This window comes from Planktothrix prolifica NIVA-CYA 540 (genome assembly GCF_963864145.1).
In the GTDB taxonomy this organism is placed as follows: Bacteria; Cyanobacteriota; Cyanobacteriia; order Cyanobacteriales; family Microcoleaceae; genus Planktothrix; species Planktothrix agardhii.
Map to the genome: position 1 here is coordinate 5,282,109 of NZ_CAWLTW010000001.1, position 16,487 is coordinate 5,298,595.

Annotated in this window: 17 protein-coding genes and 1 tRNA gene; 9 read left to right on the forward strand and 9 right to left on the reverse strand. The window is 38.3% G+C overall.

The window, feature by feature from the left end:
* Window positions 1-122 precede the first annotated feature (122 nt).
* Window positions 123-1,154, forward strand: a complete 1,032-nt coding sequence (pdhA, locus tag AC559H_RS23585; RefSeq protein ID WP_026794738.1) for a pyruvate dehydrogenase (acetyl-transferring) E1 component subunit alpha — start codon at window positions 123-125, stop codon at window positions 1,152-1,154.
* A gap of 112 nt (window positions 1,155-1,266) precedes the next feature.
* On the opposite strand, the gene AC559H_RS23590 is transcribed toward pdhA, so the two are convergent.
* From AC559H_RS23590 to AC559H_RS23605, 4 genes are all read right to left on the reverse strand, one after another.
* The gene (locus AC559H_RS23590; protein ID WP_026794737.1) at window positions 1,267-1,776 is read right to left on the reverse strand and encodes a DUF29 family protein; all 510 of its coding nucleotides are present in this window, start codon (window positions 1,774-1,776) and stop codon (window positions 1,267-1,269) included.
* Window positions 1,777-1,822: 46 nt separating this feature from the next.
* Window positions 1,823-2,341, reverse strand: coding sequence for an ARC6/PARC6 family protein (locus tag AC559H_RS23595; protein WP_026794736.1), 519 nt, complete (start codon window positions 2,339-2,341; stop codon window positions 1,823-1,825).
* Window positions 2,342-2,583: 242 nt separating this feature from the next.
* Complete coding sequence (locus AC559H_RS23600; protein WP_087882146.1) at window positions 2,584-3,651, reverse strand: glycerate kinase; 1,068 nt, start codon at window positions 3,649-3,651, stop codon at window positions 2,584-2,586.
* On the reverse strand, window positions 3,651-3,983 hold the full coding sequence (locus tag AC559H_RS23605) for a DUF565 domain-containing protein (protein ID WP_026798070.1): 333 nt from the start codon (window positions 3,981-3,983) through the stop codon (window positions 3,651-3,653). Before AC559H_RS23605 ends, AC559H_RS23600 begins: the two co-directional genes overlap by 1 nt.
* A 54-nt stretch (window positions 3,984-4,037) precedes the next feature.
* On the opposite strand from AC559H_RS23605, the gene AC559H_RS23610 reads away from it, so the two are divergent.
* The 7 genes from AC559H_RS23610 to AC559H_RS23640 all read left to right on the forward strand — a co-directional run bounded on the left by AC559H_RS23610 (window position 4,038) and on the right by AC559H_RS23640 (window position 12,741).
* On the forward strand, window positions 4,038-4,604 hold the full coding sequence (locus AC559H_RS23610) for a hypothetical protein (protein ID WP_026794732.1): 567 nt from the start codon (window positions 4,038-4,040) through the stop codon (window positions 4,602-4,604).
* A gap of 355 nt (window positions 4,605-4,959) precedes the next feature.
* Window positions 4,960-6,813: an ArnT family glycosyltransferase gene (locus tag AC559H_RS23615; RefSeq protein WP_026798608.1), complete on the forward strand. Its 1,854-nt coding sequence runs from the start codon at window positions 4,960-4,962 to the stop codon at window positions 6,811-6,813.
* Between the two features lie 69 nt (window positions 6,814-6,882).
* A complete protein-coding gene (locus AC559H_RS23620; RefSeq protein WP_026786098.1) occupies window positions 6,883-7,359 on the forward strand; it encodes a DUF4079 domain-containing protein in 477 nt (158 codons plus the stop codon).
* A 214-nt stretch (window positions 7,360-7,573) separates the two neighbouring features.
* On the forward strand, window positions 7,574-10,024 hold the full coding sequence (locus AC559H_RS23625; RefSeq protein ID WP_026794731.1) for a ComEC/Rec2 family competence protein: 2,451 nt from the start codon (window positions 7,574-7,576) through the stop codon (window positions 10,022-10,024).
* A gap of 48 nt (window positions 10,025-10,072) precedes the next feature.
* A tRNA-Ser gene (locus AC559H_RS23630) sits at window positions 10,073-10,162 on the forward strand.
* A 56-nt stretch (window positions 10,163-10,218) separates the two neighbouring features.
* Window positions 10,219-10,989, forward strand: a complete 771-nt coding sequence (locus AC559H_RS23635) for an HAD family hydrolase (protein WP_026794730.1) — start codon at window positions 10,219-10,221, stop codon at window positions 10,987-10,989.
* A gap of 66 nt (window positions 10,990-11,055) precedes the next feature.
* Entirely contained in the window at window positions 11,056-12,741 is a 1,686-nt protein-coding gene (locus AC559H_RS23640) for a serine/threonine-protein kinase (RefSeq protein ID WP_233423057.1), read from the forward strand.
* 131 nt (window positions 12,742-12,872) lie between these two features.
* Here the strand turns inward: AC559H_RS23640 and AC559H_RS23645 are convergent, their stop codons facing one another.
* Window positions 12,873-13,364: a hypothetical protein gene (locus AC559H_RS23645; RefSeq protein WP_051319674.1), complete on the reverse strand. Its 492-nt coding sequence runs from the start codon at window positions 13,362-13,364 to the stop codon at window positions 12,873-12,875.
* Entirely contained in the window at window positions 13,361-14,719 is a 1,359-nt protein-coding gene (gene miaB / locus AC559H_RS23650) for a tRNA (N6-isopentenyl adenosine(37)-C2)-methylthiotransferase MiaB (protein ID WP_026794727.1), read from the reverse strand. The genes AC559H_RS23645 and miaB overlap by 4 nt, the downstream gene beginning before the upstream one ends.
* Before the next feature lie 106 nt (window positions 14,720-14,825).
* Here miaB and AC559H_RS23655 point away from each other — a divergent pair, with 106 nt between their 5' ends.
* Entirely contained in the window at window positions 14,826-14,993 is a 168-nt protein-coding gene (locus AC559H_RS23655) for a hypothetical protein (protein WP_155806288.1), read from the forward strand.
* Window positions 14,994-15,005: 12 nt separating this feature from the next.
* Here AC559H_RS23655 and AC559H_RS23660 read toward each other — a convergent pair whose 3' ends face one another.
* Genes AC559H_RS23660 through AC559H_RS23670 form a run of 3 tightly spaced genes read right to left on the reverse strand, consistent with a single transcriptional unit; the run spans window position 15,006 to window position 16,429 of the window.
* Entirely contained in the window at window positions 15,006-15,392 is a 387-nt protein-coding gene (locus tag AC559H_RS23660) for a type II toxin-antitoxin system VapC family toxin (RefSeq protein ID WP_026794726.1), read from the reverse strand.
* Window positions 15,393-15,394: 2 nt separating this feature from the next.
* The gene (gene vapB, locus AC559H_RS23665; protein WP_233423056.1) at window positions 15,395-15,616 is read right to left on the reverse strand and encodes a type II toxin-antitoxin system VapB family antitoxin; all 222 of its coding nucleotides are present in this window, start codon (window positions 15,614-15,616) and stop codon (window positions 15,395-15,397) included.
* Window positions 15,617-15,664: 48 nt separating this feature from the next.
* Window positions 15,665-16,429 carry a Uma2 family endonuclease gene (locus tag AC559H_RS23670; protein WP_026794724.1) on the reverse strand — a complete coding sequence of 255 codons (765 nt, stop codon included), beginning with the start codon at window positions 16,427-16,429 and terminating at the stop codon, window positions 15,665-15,667.
* Between the last annotated feature and the right edge of the window lie 58 nt (window positions 16,430-16,487).

A 16,487-nucleotide genomic window follows, 5' to 3' on the forward strand; every position in this document is an offset into this window, starting at 1 on the left:
TTAATATTACCCAGACCGTAGGGGCGGGTTCGGGTCAATATTTGTTAATTAGCAGAAATTTTAATAAACCCGCCCCCAACCTGTAAAATAGAATCTCAAATTGGTAAAGGTAATTGGAAAAAATGGTACAGGAACGCACGTTACCGACGTTTAAGGCGGATGCAAATGCTGTAACCCGCGATGAAGGGTTAATGCTGTATGAGGATATGGTGCTGGGGCGGCTATTTGAAGATAAATGTGCCGAGATGTATTATCGGGGCAAAATGTTCGGTTTTGTCCACCTGTACAACGGTCAAGAAGCCGTGGCTACGGGGATGATCCGGGCGGGTCGTCGGGATGAGGATTATGTTTGTAGTACCTATCGGGATCACGTTCATGCTTTGAGTGCGGGGGTTCCACCCCGGGAAGTTATGGCGGAATTATTTGGTAAGGCCACAGGTTGTTCTAAGGGTCGGGGCGGCTCGATGCACCTATTCTCCTCGGCCCATAATTTATTAGGGGGGTTTGCCTTCGTTGCTGAAGGAATTCCGGTGGCTACAGGGGCGGCTTTTCAAACCAAATACCGCAGGGAAGCGATGAATGATCCGAATGCGGATCAGGTAACTATGTGTTTCTTTGGGGATGGGGCTTGTAATAACGGCCAATTCTATGAATGTTTGAATATGGCGGCATTATGGAATCTGCCGATTATTTATGTGGTGGAAAATAATAAATGGGCGATCGGAATGGCCCATGACCGGGCAACTTCTGACCCGGAAATCTACAAAAAAGGCCCGGCTTTTGGAATGCCTGGTTATGAAGTGGATGGGATGGATGTTTTGGCGGTTAGGGAAGTGGCTAAAAAGGCCGTTGCTCGCGCCCGGGCGGGTGAAGGCCCAACTTTAGTTGAAGCTTTAACCTATCGTTTCCGGGGACATTCTTTGGCCGATCCCGATGAATTACGCGATAAAGATGAGAAGGAATTTTGGTTTGCTCGTGATCCGATTAAAAAATTTGCGGCTCATTTAACCGAACATAATTTGGCAACCCATGAGGAATTGAAAGCTATTGATCAGCAAGTTCAAGCCATTATTGATGATGCGGTAGAATTTGCCCAAAGTAGCCCGGAACCTGATCCGAAAGAGTTATACCGTTATATTTATGCCGATGATTAATAAACTTTAAATTGAGACATTAAAACGGCATATTATTTCTATAGGGGCGGGTTCAAAAAAGTTTATAATGGCAATTATTGATTGTACTAAACCCGCCTTTTTTATCAGATTATTAATCTTTCCAAGCATTTCCTCCGGGTAATTCTATTAAGGTTTGATCAACTTGAGCAGCTAATTCTTTAGCCGGATAACGATAGGTTAAATCGAGTAAGATTTGAGCCCTCATTAAAATTGAATCTCGTTCTACTATTTCTGATAATTTAAACGGGGTATAGGTTCCATTCATGACTTCAACACTGGCATCTCGAATGGCATCTTCCAAGCTATCTTCTAACCAAGTTTGCCATTCATCTTGTTGAATATAATAGGATTTTTTATTGTCTTTAAGATTAAGTTTTTGGATTTCTCGAATAGAACCTCGGATAGAAGCTGCCCAAGAATTTGTTAACCTTTCTTCAATTTGATTTTTAATTAAATGAATCAACAGTCTAAGTAAATAAGACTGAATATTGCGTAAAATAGCTTGTTTTCCCATTCCTTCCAATTCATCAATAATCATTAACGCTTGGTCATAGCGTTGTTCTTCGATGCAAGTTCTTAAATCAATCAGTTCTTGTACCATAGTGAATTTCTGCAAATGCGATCGCTATTTTTAATTCTTAAAACCTTTAACTCATAACTTGAGAGTTAGCAATTTTCCAAATTCCATCCCAATATTCTAAATTATAACGCACTAATTTGGTATTAAAGCTACTTTCAATAATTTTTCCATTTTTGTATAAAGTCGTATCTTCGGTAACTTTAACTTCTATGGTAGCTTTATTTCCCGATGCTGCAAATCGTTCTATAGATTCAATTTTCTGGACTCCATATTGATAATAAGCATTATTTTCCTGTAAAAAATTAATTCCTTTTAAGCTATCAGCATATAATACACCCGTAGTTAAATCTCCGAGGAGTGCCCGGTCAAAGGGAGAGGCGAAAATTTTGGATTTGGCATTTAACCATTGAGTGATTAAATCGGCGGCTTTTCCAATGGTTATTGTTTCGGTATTTTGAGTTATTTGATTCACAATAAGAGAATTTTGTAAACCCACTGGTTGATTTTTGATTGGGGTTTGGGCTTCAACTATTTGACTAATGCCAAAGGAGAAAATCAGAGTTAATGTTAATAGAGTTGTTTTCATAATAGGTAAATAGGGATCACGGATTTAAGAGGATTTCACGGATTTCACGGATTTTAATTTGTGTTATAGCAGGGAACACCGGAACAGCCCCCCCAAACCCCCCGTGCACGGGGGGCTAGGGGGGAGGGAACACCGGGGGAAAACACTTTACCGTCTGGTGTCTTAACTGCCTTGGCGGTTGCTATAATCTGCGTAATCCTCATTGGAAAGGGAGATTTAGGAGGATCTAATCTCGGAGGTAATCATAGATTAACCTGATAAACATTCCCGATAGAATGATCGGGATTAATCTCTATAATTAAATCAACAAATTCGGGATTTTCCATCAAGGAGTTTATAAACAATTCGGGATGTAAGGCTTTCCAGAAATAATCAACAAATTGACTAATTTCTACATCAGTCATTCCCGATTTTCCTGTTTTAATCATATCATGTTCGGCTTGGATTCGCCACTGTTTTGATAGGCGATAATCTACAGGATTTAAAATTAGCAACCGATCTAATTTTTCCCATAAATGAATATACCCATTTAACTGTTTATTCATGTCCCTAGCAAATTTTTTATCCGAGGGAGTAATAATCGGAACTGGGGCAGAATCAAACAGTTGGGGGTTAATTGGTCTACAGCCTACAAACCAACCTTCAAATAAAATAATATCAATTCCGGTCACGAATTCCGGTGAAATGCGATCGCCTGCCCCCTGCCATAATGACTTATCAAACCGAGGAATGGCAATGGTTTGATCTGGCAAAGGTTGACGCAATTGATCTAAAACCTGGATTCCTAATTCAAGATCGTGGGTTCCGGGTGGCCCTCGCCAAATTAAACGCGGATCAGCTTTTTGTAATTGTTGACGTTCCGAATAAGTTTTATAGAGATCATCTAAGGACAAGCTAAGTGTGTCATAGTGGAACAGAGACAAAATATAAGTTAAGACTTTCCCTAGAGTTGTTTTTCCTGTGCCTTGCCCTCCTAATATTCCTTGAACCAGAGGACGACCCAAGCGTTGACGATGTTCAGCTAGTTGGGTCGCTAAAGGTAGCCAAAATTTCCATAGAGTTTCTAGCTGTTCAAATAACAGAGGAAACTCAATCTTTTTCTGTTGAAGTTGACAGAATAGACGGGATCGGGCTTCTATGTTCACCATAACATTTTCCGGTGTAATTCCAAAGGCAGTTGAACGTTGATGATCAGACAGTTCCCATTTTTCTAAAACTGCTAAATCTGAGGAATCTGGTTTTTTTCCATTCCTCCAAGCCTGGAGAATTTCAATCATAGATAATTCTAATTCTATGCAATAAATTTCCATTATGAACCTACCATTGAGGCTAACAAAAATAACCCATAACTCAAACCAATTTTGAGGGCATTTAGGTTTTCTACCCAAAAAGATTGTCGTAAACGAGGAGAACGATTGTAAACTAACCAGTTAACCCCTTCGACAAAGATAGATATTACTAAAGCCACCGTCACATCTAAACGCCCCCTTTGTCCGGTTATCGTGGAAATACCCAGGGCTAGGAATATCCCAAACAGTAGACTAATAATTAGCAGCGAAATCCGTCGCCAAGGATTCATTAACAATCGCCCTACCTGGGCATTAATTACATTGACAAGTCGATTCAGACGGGTATTTTGCATAAAACAGAGTGTGAATTTTAGTGGGATTAATGATCTAATTTAAAGCAAAAGATTATGAAAGATAAACTTTATCCAGCCTTTCTAATTACTGGAATAATTTTATTAACTTTAATTAGTTTAAGGCAATTTCTGTTTCGCTATTGTGTCCAAACGGAGCGAAAACCCGCCGAACAGATGGTCTTATCTGCCCATAGTTCCCTGTCTACAACTTTTCCTAAAATCTCTATTCCGCAACCATCCCCCCCGAATATTAGTCTTCCCTTGAAATCTGGGATGATTCCCCCGTCTTTGCCTCCACTGTCCACAAACTATCGCCGAGGGTCATTTCGAGTCAGTAACCTGACGGAACATCCGGTGCGTGTGGCCTTACTCAGTCGTTCAGCCCCGAATATCACCGAACCTGTTCACTGGGATTTTGCCCCCGCCGAGGGCAGTAGGGAGGGTCTGATTTTATCCCTTCCCCAAGAAGATTTAATCCTCAAATCCGGTGATATTCTGGTGGTTTTTGCTCCTGATGGTTCTCGCTATTACTGGGGGCCGTATATTGTCGGGGAAACTTCCCTTCCGGCTTGGAATCCTCAAGACCAGGAATGGGAATTGGTGATTAAACCGACCCCATGAAGAAATCAATAATTGTGGAGATAAATGTGGATTCGTTTTTGTACCAGTGATCCATCTCCTTCCCGAACTCCGTTCTATCTGCGGCAAGGCAAAAAGCCTACTTCTGTTGTGTTTAGCCTGTCTGTTCCGAAACAGTCGGTGGGTCAGTGACCAAGTTCATATTACCACAAATTTTGTATTTTTATTTTTTTTGTGGGATCGAATTGACTCAGGCAGCAATCTTCCTAATGATGTGGGTATTCTTACTCCCATGTACGATAATAACTAATTGATATATTGAATTAGGTGTTAGTGATCTAACACATTAACAGTAAACTGTCAATATCTCAATCGTTAATATCTGCATTTTTAGCCAATGAAATCAAGTTCAAATCGAAAAATTCCCAGCTTTTTTTTACCTCTACTCAAAACACCTGGGTTCCCTTGGCTAGTTTTTATTTTAGGTTTAGGTTTAATCGGTTTTCTGGCTTTTTTTTGGAATTTAGGAACTTCTGGTTTAGTGGATGAAACAGAACCTCTATTTGCGGAAGCCTCCCGTCAAATTTTAGTCACTGGGGATTGGATTACTCCCTATTTTAATGAAGAAACCCGTTTCGATAAACCCCCATTAATTTATTGGTTAATGGCAATTTCCTATCAGATAGTTGGGGTAAATGAATGGGGAGTCCGTTTTCCTTCGGCATTTTCTGGTTTTATTATTGTTTGTTTAGGATTTTATACTTTAAGTTATTACGTCCAACAAATCCAATTTTATACTATAAAAGATAATCAAAAACAAGATTTTATTTCTCCATTGGTTCAACCAGGTTTTAGAAAGATTATTTTACATCCTTTACCTTGGATGGGGGCTTTATTAATCGCATTTAATCCGGGGATTCTGGCTTGGGCAAGAATTGGGGTTTCGGATATGTTATTAACCGGGTGTTTGGGTTCGGCGTTATTAGCTTTTTTTCTGGGATATGCAAAGTCAGAATTACAGGAAGGGCAAGATTTACCTCCAGGTTTTAATTCTTATAAAATTTGGTATTTGGCTTTTTATATTTTAACCGCTTTAGCTGTTTTAACCAAAGGCCCGGTGGGGATTGTTTTACCGATTTTAATTATTGGTTCATTTTTAATTTATTTGGGAGAAGGGCGCAAAGTTTTAAAAGAAATGGATTTATTAAAGGGAAGTTTAATTTTTTTAGTAATTACAATTTCTTGGTATGTTTTAGTAATTTTAGTTAATGGTCAAAACTATATTAACTCTTTTTTTGGTTATCATAATTTTCAACGATTTACAACGGTTGTGAATCACCATTCTGCTCCTTGGTATTTCTATTTTATTGTAGTTTTAGTCGGATTTGCACCATTTTCTGTGTATTTACCTCCGGCGATCGCTTCAACAAAATTCTGGAAACGTCGCTATTGGCAACATCAAACTCGAATTAAACAACTCCAATTATTTGCTGTTTTTTGGTTTGGCGGAATTTTTATATTTTTCACCCTAGCGGTTACTAAGCTTCCCAGTTATATTTTGCCCCTGATTCCTGCCTCAGTTTTATTAGTATCTTTATTTTGGAATAATATCATCTCTAAAAATAGCTTTCAAAAAAATAAATTTAATTCCCTAAATATTGCAATTTTTATTAATATTTTATTTGTTTTTTTGGCATCTATTGGCAGTTATTTTAGTAAAAATTTAATTGGATATGATGCAGATATGCCGGATTTTAGAGGGGATTTACAAGCCTCTGGGATTCCAAATATATCGGCTTTGATTTGGGTGCTCACAACATTAGGAATAGTCCTAAGTTGGTGGAAAGGTCGAATTTCATCTATTTTTATAGTTAATATTTTGGGATTTATTGTTTTTTTTATTGTGGCGGTAACTCCCACCTATAGTTTACTCGATCAACATCGACAAGAACCCCTACGACACCTAGCCCAAACCGTCGTACAAAAGCGTAAATTAGGGGAAGAATTAATTATGATTGGTTTCAAAAAACCCAGTTTAGTTTTTTATACTCAACATCGAGTGCAATACAGTCCTGACCCCCGGGATGCGATCGCCTATATTCAAACTCTATTCGTACAAAAATCTCCTCCCCAAACCCTTTTAATTTTGGCACATCCCCAAGAATTAATTGATCTAGGATTAAAACCCGATCAATATCAAATTATGGATCAAGCGGGTGCTTATCAACTCATTCGGGTTCATAAAACGTAATCTAGCAATTCGGTACCTAATTGTCCTAAACTAAACTATGGAAATCTAATTGGCTTTTGAATAAAAAATATGAATTTAGTTGAACTTTTAGAACCCATTGCTAATCTATTTCGGGGTTTAGGTATTCCCGAACCTATCACCCATTGGGGACATCCGGTGATGATGGGAACCGTTATTTTTACGATGGGGAGTTATGTGGGTTGGACGGGATGGCGCGGGCGTCTCGCAGCAGATAAGGAAGTCGCCTTAAAAAATCGTGCTGACCACCGAAAACTCGCCCCTTTAATGTTTTTATTTTTGGCATTAGGCTACACGGGAGGTTTATTATCTTTAGTAATGCAAAAAGAACCCATTTTAGAAAGTCCCCACTTCTGGACAGGAACAATATTATTAGGATTGTTATTAACTAATAGTCTGATTGCTTTTACCGGATTTAACAAAGATAACTCTGGTTTTAGGGCGACCCATGCTTATATTGGAACCGTTATCTTAGGATTAATGTTAGTCCATACCGTTTTAGGTTTAAAGTTAGGATTGTCGATCTAATATTGTTGACGGTTGGCTATTGAAACCAAGAAACTCCCCCTGATCCCTATTTTGTCATATAGCAACCGCCAAGGCAGTTAGGACACCAGACGGATCTTGTAACCCAGACAGTGAAGTATTTTCCCCCGGTGTTCCCTCCCCCCCTAGCCCCCCGTGCACGGGGGGTTTGGGGGGGCTGTTCCGGTGTTCCCTGTTCCCTGTTCCCTGCTATATCATGAATCAGACGGTGATTTTAATTCTGGCTTTTGCTTATCTCTTAGGTTTGCTAGTGGGTGTAATTCCTGGGGGAAATTATGCAATATTAGGTTTAGGAATTATATTGGCAATAGCCACCGCCCTAAAACAAGTTTATCAACAAAAACAATCCCGTCAAGCTCGAATTAAACAATTTACTCGGCAAAAACAAACCCGCAAAGATGCCCTAACTGATCCAATTGAATTTGTAGATAAAATCCCTAAAATTCCCCGTCCTAAAATTCCCTTTTGGGTGTGGTTATTAGCCGGAATTATTGCTTTTTTAGCCAGTGTTTATTTACAAATCAGAACGCCTCAACCCGCGACAAATGATATTAGTCAGTTAATTATTAATAGTGGAAATAGCCAAGATTTATTAATTACGGTTCGGGGAGAAGTTAGCAGTATTCCTCGGTTAACTCGTTCGGGACGGGGACAATTTTGGCTACAGGTTAATCAAGTTAATGAAATTACTAATAATAATACGACCATTGCCGTTAGTAAAGATGTTAGTGGTTTGGTTTATGTGACTGTTCCCCTATTAAAAGCTACGGGATTATATCCGGGGGAAAGTATAGCAATTACTGGAAGTTTATACAAACCTCAACCCCCTTCTAACCCAGGAGGATTTGATTTTCAAAACTATCTCGCTCAACAGGGATCATTTACCGGACTTCGAGGACGTTATATTAGTCATGATGATAGTCAACCCCCTCCTTGGGGACTATGGAAAATTCGCCAACGGATTACCCGCGCTCAAGCTCAATTATTAGGAGTTCCCAAAGGTTCCCTATTAAGCGCGATGGTCTTAGGACGTTTAGCTGTTGATTTACCCTACGATATTAGAGATATTTTTGTTCAAGTTGGACTGGCTCATATTTTAGCAGCTTCAGGATTTCAAGTATCATTTTTATTGGGAGTTATTTTAGCTATTACTCAAAAGTTTTCCCCAAGGATTAGATTTGGTTTAGGATTATTAACTCTACTAATTTATTTGGGATTAACGGGAATTTCTCCCTCGGTATTACGAGCAACATTAATGGGTTTAGCGGTATTAATTGCCCTGTTAACCCAACGTCAAACTAAACCTTTAAACGTATTATTAATTGTTGCTATCTTATTATTAATTGCTAATCCAACTTGGATTTATGATATTGGATTTCAACTCAGTTTTTTAGCAACTTTAGGATTAATGGTTACGGTTCCTGCCTTAATGGAAAGATTAAATTGGATGCCCCCTTTCTTCGCATCTTTAATTGCTGTTCCTTTATCAGCACTAATCTGGACATTACCTTTGCAACTCTATTTTTTTAAAGTATTATCTCCCTATAGTATTCTGGTTAATATTATCGCATCTCCCCTAATTTCTATTATCACATTAGGAGGGATGGCGAGTGCTTTATCCGCTTTATTAATACCCAGTTTTGGAAGTGCGATCGCCCAATTTCTTAATTATCCAATTTTAGGTTTAATTGAAATCGCCAAATATTTTAGTCAACTCCCAGGAAATTCGATTGCAGTTGGGAGTATTTCACTGATTCAATTAATAACTCTCTATAGTTTAATTGTGATAATTTGGGTTTATTTTACCTGGATTAATCCGGCATCAAACCCCAAATTTTCCCGATCAAAAACCCAATTTATTCCTGTTCTCTTTGCCGTCACCTTAGCCCTATTGATTGTGATTATCCCCAGTTGGTATACTAAAACCCTAGGGTTTCAAGCTACCCTTCTCAGTACCCCTCAAGAACCGATTTTAGTGATTGAAGAAAAAGGACAAGTTACCTTAATCAATAGTGGGAGTCAGAACACCGCTAAATTTGCAATTTTACCCTTTTTAAATGCCCAAGGGATTAATGCTATTAATAACGCCGTAGCTACCCATTCCCAACTGGGTTTAAGTATTGGTTGGCCGTTGATTTTAGAAAATATTCCGATTCAAACTTTTTATGATAATCCTACTCCGAAAAAAAACTATCAAGCCACCAATGAAATCATTCTAAAAGCCTTAGCCCAACAAAAAGGAAATTATGTTTCCCTAACTGTCGGTCAACCGATTATGTTAGGTTCTGTAGAACTGGAGTTATTAAATGCTCAACCTCCAGTAATTCAATTTAAAATTGGTCAAAATCTTTGGACATTACTAGGAGAAACTTCCATTTCTGAACAACAACAGTTGATTCAAAAGCTCAAGTCAACTCAGGTTTTATGGTGGTCGGGAGAATCCTTAACCCCGGAACTTTTATCAGTATTAACGCCTAAAATTGCGATCGCTTCTTCCAATTCCATTGATCCGAAAACCGTAGAAACCCTGAATCAACAGCAAACTCAAATCTTCTGGACGGGTCGAGATGGGGCTTTAAGATGGACGCCGACCCAGGGTTTTGAAACAACTTTAGATTTTGATCAAACAGATGGTTCCTTTCTTTGATATAATTCAAAAAGTGGTTTAGAATCAGATCTAGATCATTTCCAACTTGGAGAGGTGGCAGAGTTGGTCGAATGCGACACACTCGAAATGTGTTAGGGGCTTTACGGTTCCTCGTGGGTTCGAATCCCACCCTCTCCGTTTTTCTGGCCCCCTGTAAGTAAAATACTGGAGTAACTTATGTGGGGGTTGTGTCCATGTCCTTAACGCCATTGAGCGAAGCCATACAAGCCAATGCACTCGATAATATTCGTTTAATTGCAACGGATATTGATGGAACTTTGACCCAAAACGGAAAATTTACTCCTGATTTATTACAAGCATTGTTTGAATTAAAACAGGCTAAAATTCCGGTAATTTTAATTACAGGACGTTCGGCGGGATGGGTACAAGCCTTAAAAAATTATCTTCCGGTGACAGGTGCGATCGCAGAAAATGGCGGTTTATATTATCCCTTGGAGTCTGACCAGCCGCAATTTTTAATCTCTTTAAATTCCCTATCCCAACATCGGCAAAATTTAGCCCAAGCGTTTCAAATTCTCCAAGTTCAGTATCCCCATCTCCAGGCTTCCGAAGATAATCATTTTCGGTTTACGGATTGGACATTTGATATTCAAAATATTAGTTTATCTGAAATTCAGCAATTAACAGAACTCTGTGCAGAATTAGGTTGGGGATTTACCTATAGCACTGTTCAATGTCATATTAAACCTAAAAACCAGGATAAAGCCACGGGATTATTAAAGGTTATTCAACAATATTGGTCAGACTTAACCCCCGAACAAATTCTTACCGTTGGCGATAGTCCTAATGATCAAACTCTATTTAATTCTGAGTTATTTCCTCAGTCTATTGGAGTTGCTAATATCTTAGAATATAGTGATCAATTAATCCATAAACCCCGTTATATTACCGCAGGTTTAGAAGTTGAAGGATTTTGTCAAATTGCGGAAGTTTTTAATTTATAATGGTGTTTGTTGTTGTTTTTAAGACCTCTTGTAAGAGTGCGCTTAAGCGCAACAACACTCACAGTTGTGTTATTATCGACTCAACAATATATTCCCTCACCTGCGATGAGTTATTGTATGACCGTAGGATGTTCTCATCCAGAAAATCTCAACTCAGCCGAATATTGTCAAGGTTGTGGTCAATTTCTATTACTCCAAAACCGTTATCTCGCCATAAAACCTTTAAGCCGGGGCGGTTTTGGTCGGACATTTTTGGCAATTGATCAACAAATTCCTTCCCATCCCTATTGTGTGATTAAACAATTCTTTGTACAATATGAAAACCCCCAGGATTATCAAACCGCCGCTAAATTATTTCGTCAGGAAGCAGTCCGTTTAGATCAATTGGGAAAACATCCTCAAATTCCCCAACTATTAGCACATTTTGAACAAAACAAACAATTGTTTATTATTCAAGAATATATTCAGGGAAAAACCCTATTTGATGAATTAAAACAAGATGGATTATTTACAGAACAAAAAATTTGGCAAGTTTTAAAACAAATTCTGCCTATTTTACAATTTATTCATGAACAAAATATTATTCATCGAGATATTAAACCTGCTAATTTGATGCGGCGTTGTTCTCTCCCCTCCTCTGGTGAAAACTCCTTAGATACGGTTGTAGATTTAACCCAAATTCCTGCTACTATTCCAATGGGAGATCAGGAACAGGCTCAAATTAGTGCCAAACTCAAACAAAAAATTAGTAATATTTTCCCAGAGGAAAATTCTGATCTTAAAATTGGTAAAAATCTTAATGAAAATGACATTGTTTTAATTGATTTTGGCATCGCCAAACTATTAACAGGAACTGCCCTACTTGAGAGTGGAACTAGGATCGGAACACCGGATTTTGCATCTCCTGAACAAATGAGAGGAAAGGTTTATCCCGCCAGTGATTTGTATAGTTTAGGGCTAACTTGTTTATATTTAATCACGGGAATTTCCCCTGGAAGATTATATGATGATCATGATGAAAAATGGAATTGGCGGAGTTATTTACCCCCGCAACAAATTATTAGCGATCGCTTAGAAACCGTTTTAAATAAATTAATTGCGACCGCCATTAATCAACGTTATAAATCCGCCGAAGAAGCCTTAACAGCAATTGAATCTTCTGAAACCCCTGTCAAACTAGCGGTTAAACCCGTTATTCCGATTAAAAAAACATCTGCAAAAGTCATCCAGACTCCTGCTAAAACGCCTAATTTATTAGAGAGAATTAAACAAAATTTAGGCTATCAGCCCTTAAATGATCCTTTAAAATCAGCCGTGGGAGTCGATTATACTCAACTCCAAACCCTCTTAGCTCAAAAACGGTGGAAACAAGCGGATCAAGAAACTTGGGCTGTCCTCTGTCAAGCCCTAAAAAAATCTAAAAAAACCTATTTATACGCCCAGGATTTAGTAAATTTACCCTGTGAAGATCTGCAAACTATTAATCATCTTTGGGTAAAATATAGTAATAGTCGGTTTGGATTTAGTATCCAAAATCAAATTTATCAAACAGTGGAAGGAGACTATGGAAAATTTTGTCAGCAAGTCGGATGGTTAACCTATAATCCCCATAATCCTGATTATGGCATCGAATATAAAATATCCGCTCCCGTTGGACATTTACCCACCCGCAATTGGATAGTTAGCACCGGAAAATGGTGGAAAAACCTAGAAATTTTAGCCGAAAAATTAGCAAGTTGTAAAATTAATTAGTAATGAATAAAAACCCAGTCTTTCCAAAAATACCTTAACCCTGATTATCCTTCTTCGTGTCTTTGTACCTTTGTGGTTAATAAAAAAAAGACTACGGTATTGTCAAAAAAACCAGGTTTTTATGGTATAATTTATTTAGCAGAAATCGGTTGTACAAACTGCCGATTAGCTCGCACAAAACAATGGGAAGGAGCGCTAGTTTGATCGGTTTTTTCAACATAAATCCAAGGTTGTTGTTTAGTATCGTAAACCACACCAAACCCCGCCGGGCCTAAATTGATTTCAAAGTCTTGTCCTGGGGTAAGTTTTCCCACCACAGGCCAATTTTCAATATTTAATTCGGTTTTATTGCTGGGATTTTCTAATTGTGAATAATTGGTATTTCCTAACATCCGACAATCAATTCCTTGAGTATTGGATTGGGTAGTTTCCCAGGAAGAATGGGGCGATCGCTGATAATCTCCATTCCCCTGCGGTTGGGGAATAGATCCCCCATTGGTAAAGGGTTGGGGGGGTAAATTCGTCGAATTTTGACAAGCGATCGCCCTGACTCCAATTCCCGTTAATACCAACCCCAAACCCAAGGATAAAATCACCAATCTCAAATCATTTTTAGCGGTCATACAGGTATACACAACTCAACAGGTTCCCCAGTTAAACTAAAGGGTCTTACCTGGGTTATTTTCACTTTCACCTGTTGACCTTTCAATTCCGCTAAATTTCCAGAGAAAAAGGTTAAACGATTTCCCCTTGTGCGTCCCATAACTTGAGAAGGATCTTTAGAATTTGTGCCTTCGACTAATACTTCTTCAATTCTGCCCAAATAACGCTGGGAACGTTCCGCCGCCTTCACAGAAACTAAACGATTTAATTGTTGTAAACGATCGGCTTTTACCTCCTCACTGAGTTGATTTTCCCACAACGCCGCCGGAGTCCCAGGACGGGGAGAATAGGCTGCTGTATTTAATAAATCGAAGCCAATATCATCAACTAATTTCATGGTATTTTGAAACTGTTCTTCGGTTTCCCCAGGAAATCCCACAATCGCATCAGCACTAATAGAAGCATCGGGCATATATTCCCGAATGGTATGAATAATTTGGCGATATTTTTCTTGAGTATAACCCCGCGCCATTGCCTTCAAAAGCTGATTATCTCCAGACTGAAAGGGAATGTGAAAATGTTCACAAATTTTCGGGAGTTCTGCACAGGCTTGAATTAATCTTTTGGTAAAATAACGGGGGTGACTGGTAGCAAATCGAATCCGTTCGATGCCAGGAACATCATGAATAAAATATAATAAATCCGTGAAATTATATAAATTCCGACCGCCAGAACTTGAACCGGGTAAATCGCGGCCGTAGGCATCAATATTTTGCCCTAATAATGTTATTTCTTTATACCCCAAACGGCTTAATGCTTCGATTTCTTCCCGAATGGCTTCCGGTCGGCGCGATTGTTCAATCCCGCGTACATTAGGAACCACACAATAGGTACAACGTTCATTACAACCATAAATCACATTAACCCAGGCTGTTACTTCACTATCTCGACGGGGTTTAGTAATATCTTCGATGATTTCTATGGGTTCTGTGGCAACAATTTGATTGCCTTGAAATACCTGTTCTAATAAGTCTTGTAAACGGTTAGCGTGTTGTGGCCCCATGACTAAATCTATTTCAGGAACCCGACGTAGTAAGGTTTCTCCTTCCTGTTGAGCAACACATCCGGCGACAATAATTGTTAAATTTGGTTCTTCCTGTTTACGTTTTGCCTGTCTTCCTAAATAGGAATAAACCTTTTGTTCGGCATTATCTCGAATCGTACAAGTATTATAAAGAATTACATTAGCATCATTGGGATCTTCGGTAAAATCAAAGCCCATTTCTTCTAAGACGCCAGCCATGCGTTCTGAGTCGGCTTTGTTCATCTGACAGCCGAAAGTTGTAATATGATAACGTTGGGAATTTGTAGTCATCGAATTTTAGAAGTCTCCTATCTCTTGAGAAAGGTTAAATTTAGCCTTTCTACAGAGTTTATTATAATTCATTTTGTCTAGTTTTGTGATCTTTAAGGTTAAAAAAATGAAACCCAAACAGATTGTTTACACGGTAGCTGCTATTTCAATTGTTGGGTCTTTCCTGTTAACGACTCAAAATCCAGCTTTAGAATTATCTTTTTTAGTCGGATTTTTATTAGCAATTTTAACCAAAGGAATTAGAAAACGGCGTTCTGTGTCTAATAATAAATAATCCAAGTCTGTTTTATTTCCATATCCTCTGAATTGGGTAATAATCAAAGGCTGAATCACGACTAATTAAAATAAGAGAATGATTTATCGCTTGCGCAACAAGAATGCGATCAAAAGGATCTCGATGATGCAGGGGCAAGTTAAGATAGCACTCTGTATCAGAGAATGTAATAGACAAAACCTCTATTTTTAGTTGTTGTAACACTCCCTCTAGCTCAGAAAAAGAGTTTTGTAACCTGAGTTTCCCTAGATTAATCTTAATTGAAATTTCCCACAAGCTGGCAATGCTCAAGCAGAGAGTATTATTTGGATCTTCAAGAATTTCTGCCGCTTTATAACTTAATTCTTCGCTATCTTGAAAGTACCAAAGAAAAGTATGGGTATCCAATAAAATATTCATGTTTACATATAATCCTTTAAATCTTCCAAAGGTTCATCAAAATCATCTGCCATCCAGATTTTACCTTTCCAAATTCCAAGTCCTCCTCGCTTGGTAGGTTTCTCCATTTGAGGTGTTTCCTCATTGTATTGGTTCACAAGAAATGCCGTATAGTCAAGCACTGCTTGTTTAACAGATTCAGGTAATTTTTCGACATTTTTTAAGATCGCTGTTTCTATGATCATTTTTCACTATCCTCTAAATAAATTTGAGAAAACGTCGATAAAAGAGGGTTAAACCTCTCCAATCTCCAAACCTAACGCTTCAGCAATTTGTTCATTTGTTAACCCCATTTCTCTTAACCGAGGAATAGCGTTACGCCGAGATTGTTCTGCCAATTCCGCCCTTAAATGTTCCTTTTCAGCCCGTTCTTTTCCCGTGGGAATAATAACCCCTTTATCATCACACCACCGTAACCAAATATCCTGTTTTTCTTCATAGATTCCTGACCAAATAGTTAATCCTAAACTAATTTGTTCTAACCAAAATATTGATTGATTTTCAATTTCCGTTGGTTCTAATAATTGATAGTGTCCTTCGCGTAAAACATAAACTCGTAATAAAATATCGCCCAATTGTTGTAACGGGTCAAACACAACATAATATGTTACCCGCATCCGGGCATAATTAATTAACTTACTACCGAGTTCATTTCCTTCTTGATTAGAAACAATTTCAATTGCCACATCTGGGGGTTTCCCAAACTCCCAAATAAAATAAGTCCGATTTCGTTTTTCTCGAAAATCTGGCGGAACTTCAACATCTAAAGATAAAAATACATCGGGTACAATAGGAGGATGACGGAGTGCATAAAAAATGCCTACATTTGCATCAGCTAAAAATGTTGAATTTTCTCCTAATCTTTGCCAAGAACTATATAAACATTCAACTAATAAACGCTGTAACTTTGCAGATAGAAAATTATCCACAGGAGTATCATCCTCGGTAATGACTTCAGTTAAATCAATAGTCGGATCTTGAACAGGTGTTACAGACATAATAATTCATGCTATCTGTTTATAGACTATTATAATTATAGCAAATTATTTGAGAAAC

Excerpts from the sequence above, each read along its gene's own strand:
- pdhA (WP_026794738.1), top strand. The coding sequence starts at position 123 with ATGGTACAGGAACGCACGTTACCGACGTTTAAGGCGGATGCAAATGCT.
- AC559H_RS23590 (WP_026794737.1), bottom strand. The coding sequence starts at position 1,776 with ATGGTACAAGAACTGATTGATTTAAGAACTTGCATCGAAGAACAACGC.
- AC559H_RS23595 (WP_026794736.1), bottom strand. The coding sequence starts at position 2,341 with ATGAAAACAACTCTATTAACATTAACTCTGATTTTCTCCTTTGGCATT.
- AC559H_RS23600 (WP_087882146.1), bottom strand. The coding sequence starts at position 3,651 with ATGGAAATTTATTGCATAGAATTAGAATTATCTATGATTGAAATTCTC.
- AC559H_RS23605 (WP_026798070.1), bottom strand. The coding sequence starts at position 3,983 with ATGCAAAATACCCGTCTGAATCGACTTGTCAATGTAATTAATGCCCAG.
- AC559H_RS23610 (WP_026794732.1), top strand. The coding sequence starts at position 4,038 with ATGAAAGATAAACTTTATCCAGCCTTTCTAATTACTGGAATAATTTTA.
- AC559H_RS23615 (WP_026798608.1), top strand. The coding sequence starts at position 4,960 with ATGAAATCAAGTTCAAATCGAAAAATTCCCAGCTTTTTTTTACCTCTA.
- AC559H_RS23620 (WP_026786098.1), top strand. The coding sequence starts at position 6,883 with ATGAATTTAGTTGAACTTTTAGAACCCATTGCTAATCTATTTCGGGGT.
- AC559H_RS23625 (WP_026794731.1), top strand. The coding sequence starts at position 7,574 with ATGAATCAGACGGTGATTTTAATTCTGGCTTTTGCTTATCTCTTAGGT.
- AC559H_RS23635 (WP_026794730.1), top strand. The coding sequence starts at position 10,219 with ATGTCCTTAACGCCATTGAGCGAAGCCATACAAGCCAATGCACTCGAT.
- AC559H_RS23645 (WP_051319674.1), bottom strand. The coding sequence starts at position 13,364 with ATGACCGCTAAAAATGATTTGAGATTGGTGATTTTATCCTTGGGTTTG.
- miaB (WP_026794727.1), bottom strand. The coding sequence starts at position 14,719 with ATGACTACAAATTCCCAACGTTATCATATTACAACTTTCGGCTGTCAG.
- AC559H_RS23655 (WP_155806288.1), top strand. The coding sequence starts at position 14,826 with ATGAAACCCAAACAGATTGTTTACACGGTAGCTGCTATTTCAATTGTT.
- AC559H_RS23660 (WP_026794726.1), bottom strand. The coding sequence starts at position 15,392 with ATGAATATTTTATTGGATACCCATACTTTTCTTTGGTACTTTCAAGAT.
- vapB (WP_233423056.1), bottom strand. The coding sequence starts at position 15,616 with ATGATCATAGAAACAGCGATCTTAAAAAATGTCGAAAAATTACCTGAA.
- AC559H_RS23670 (WP_026794724.1), bottom strand. The coding sequence starts at position 16,429 with ATGTCTGTAACACCTGTTCAAGATCCGACTATTGATTTAACTGAAGTC.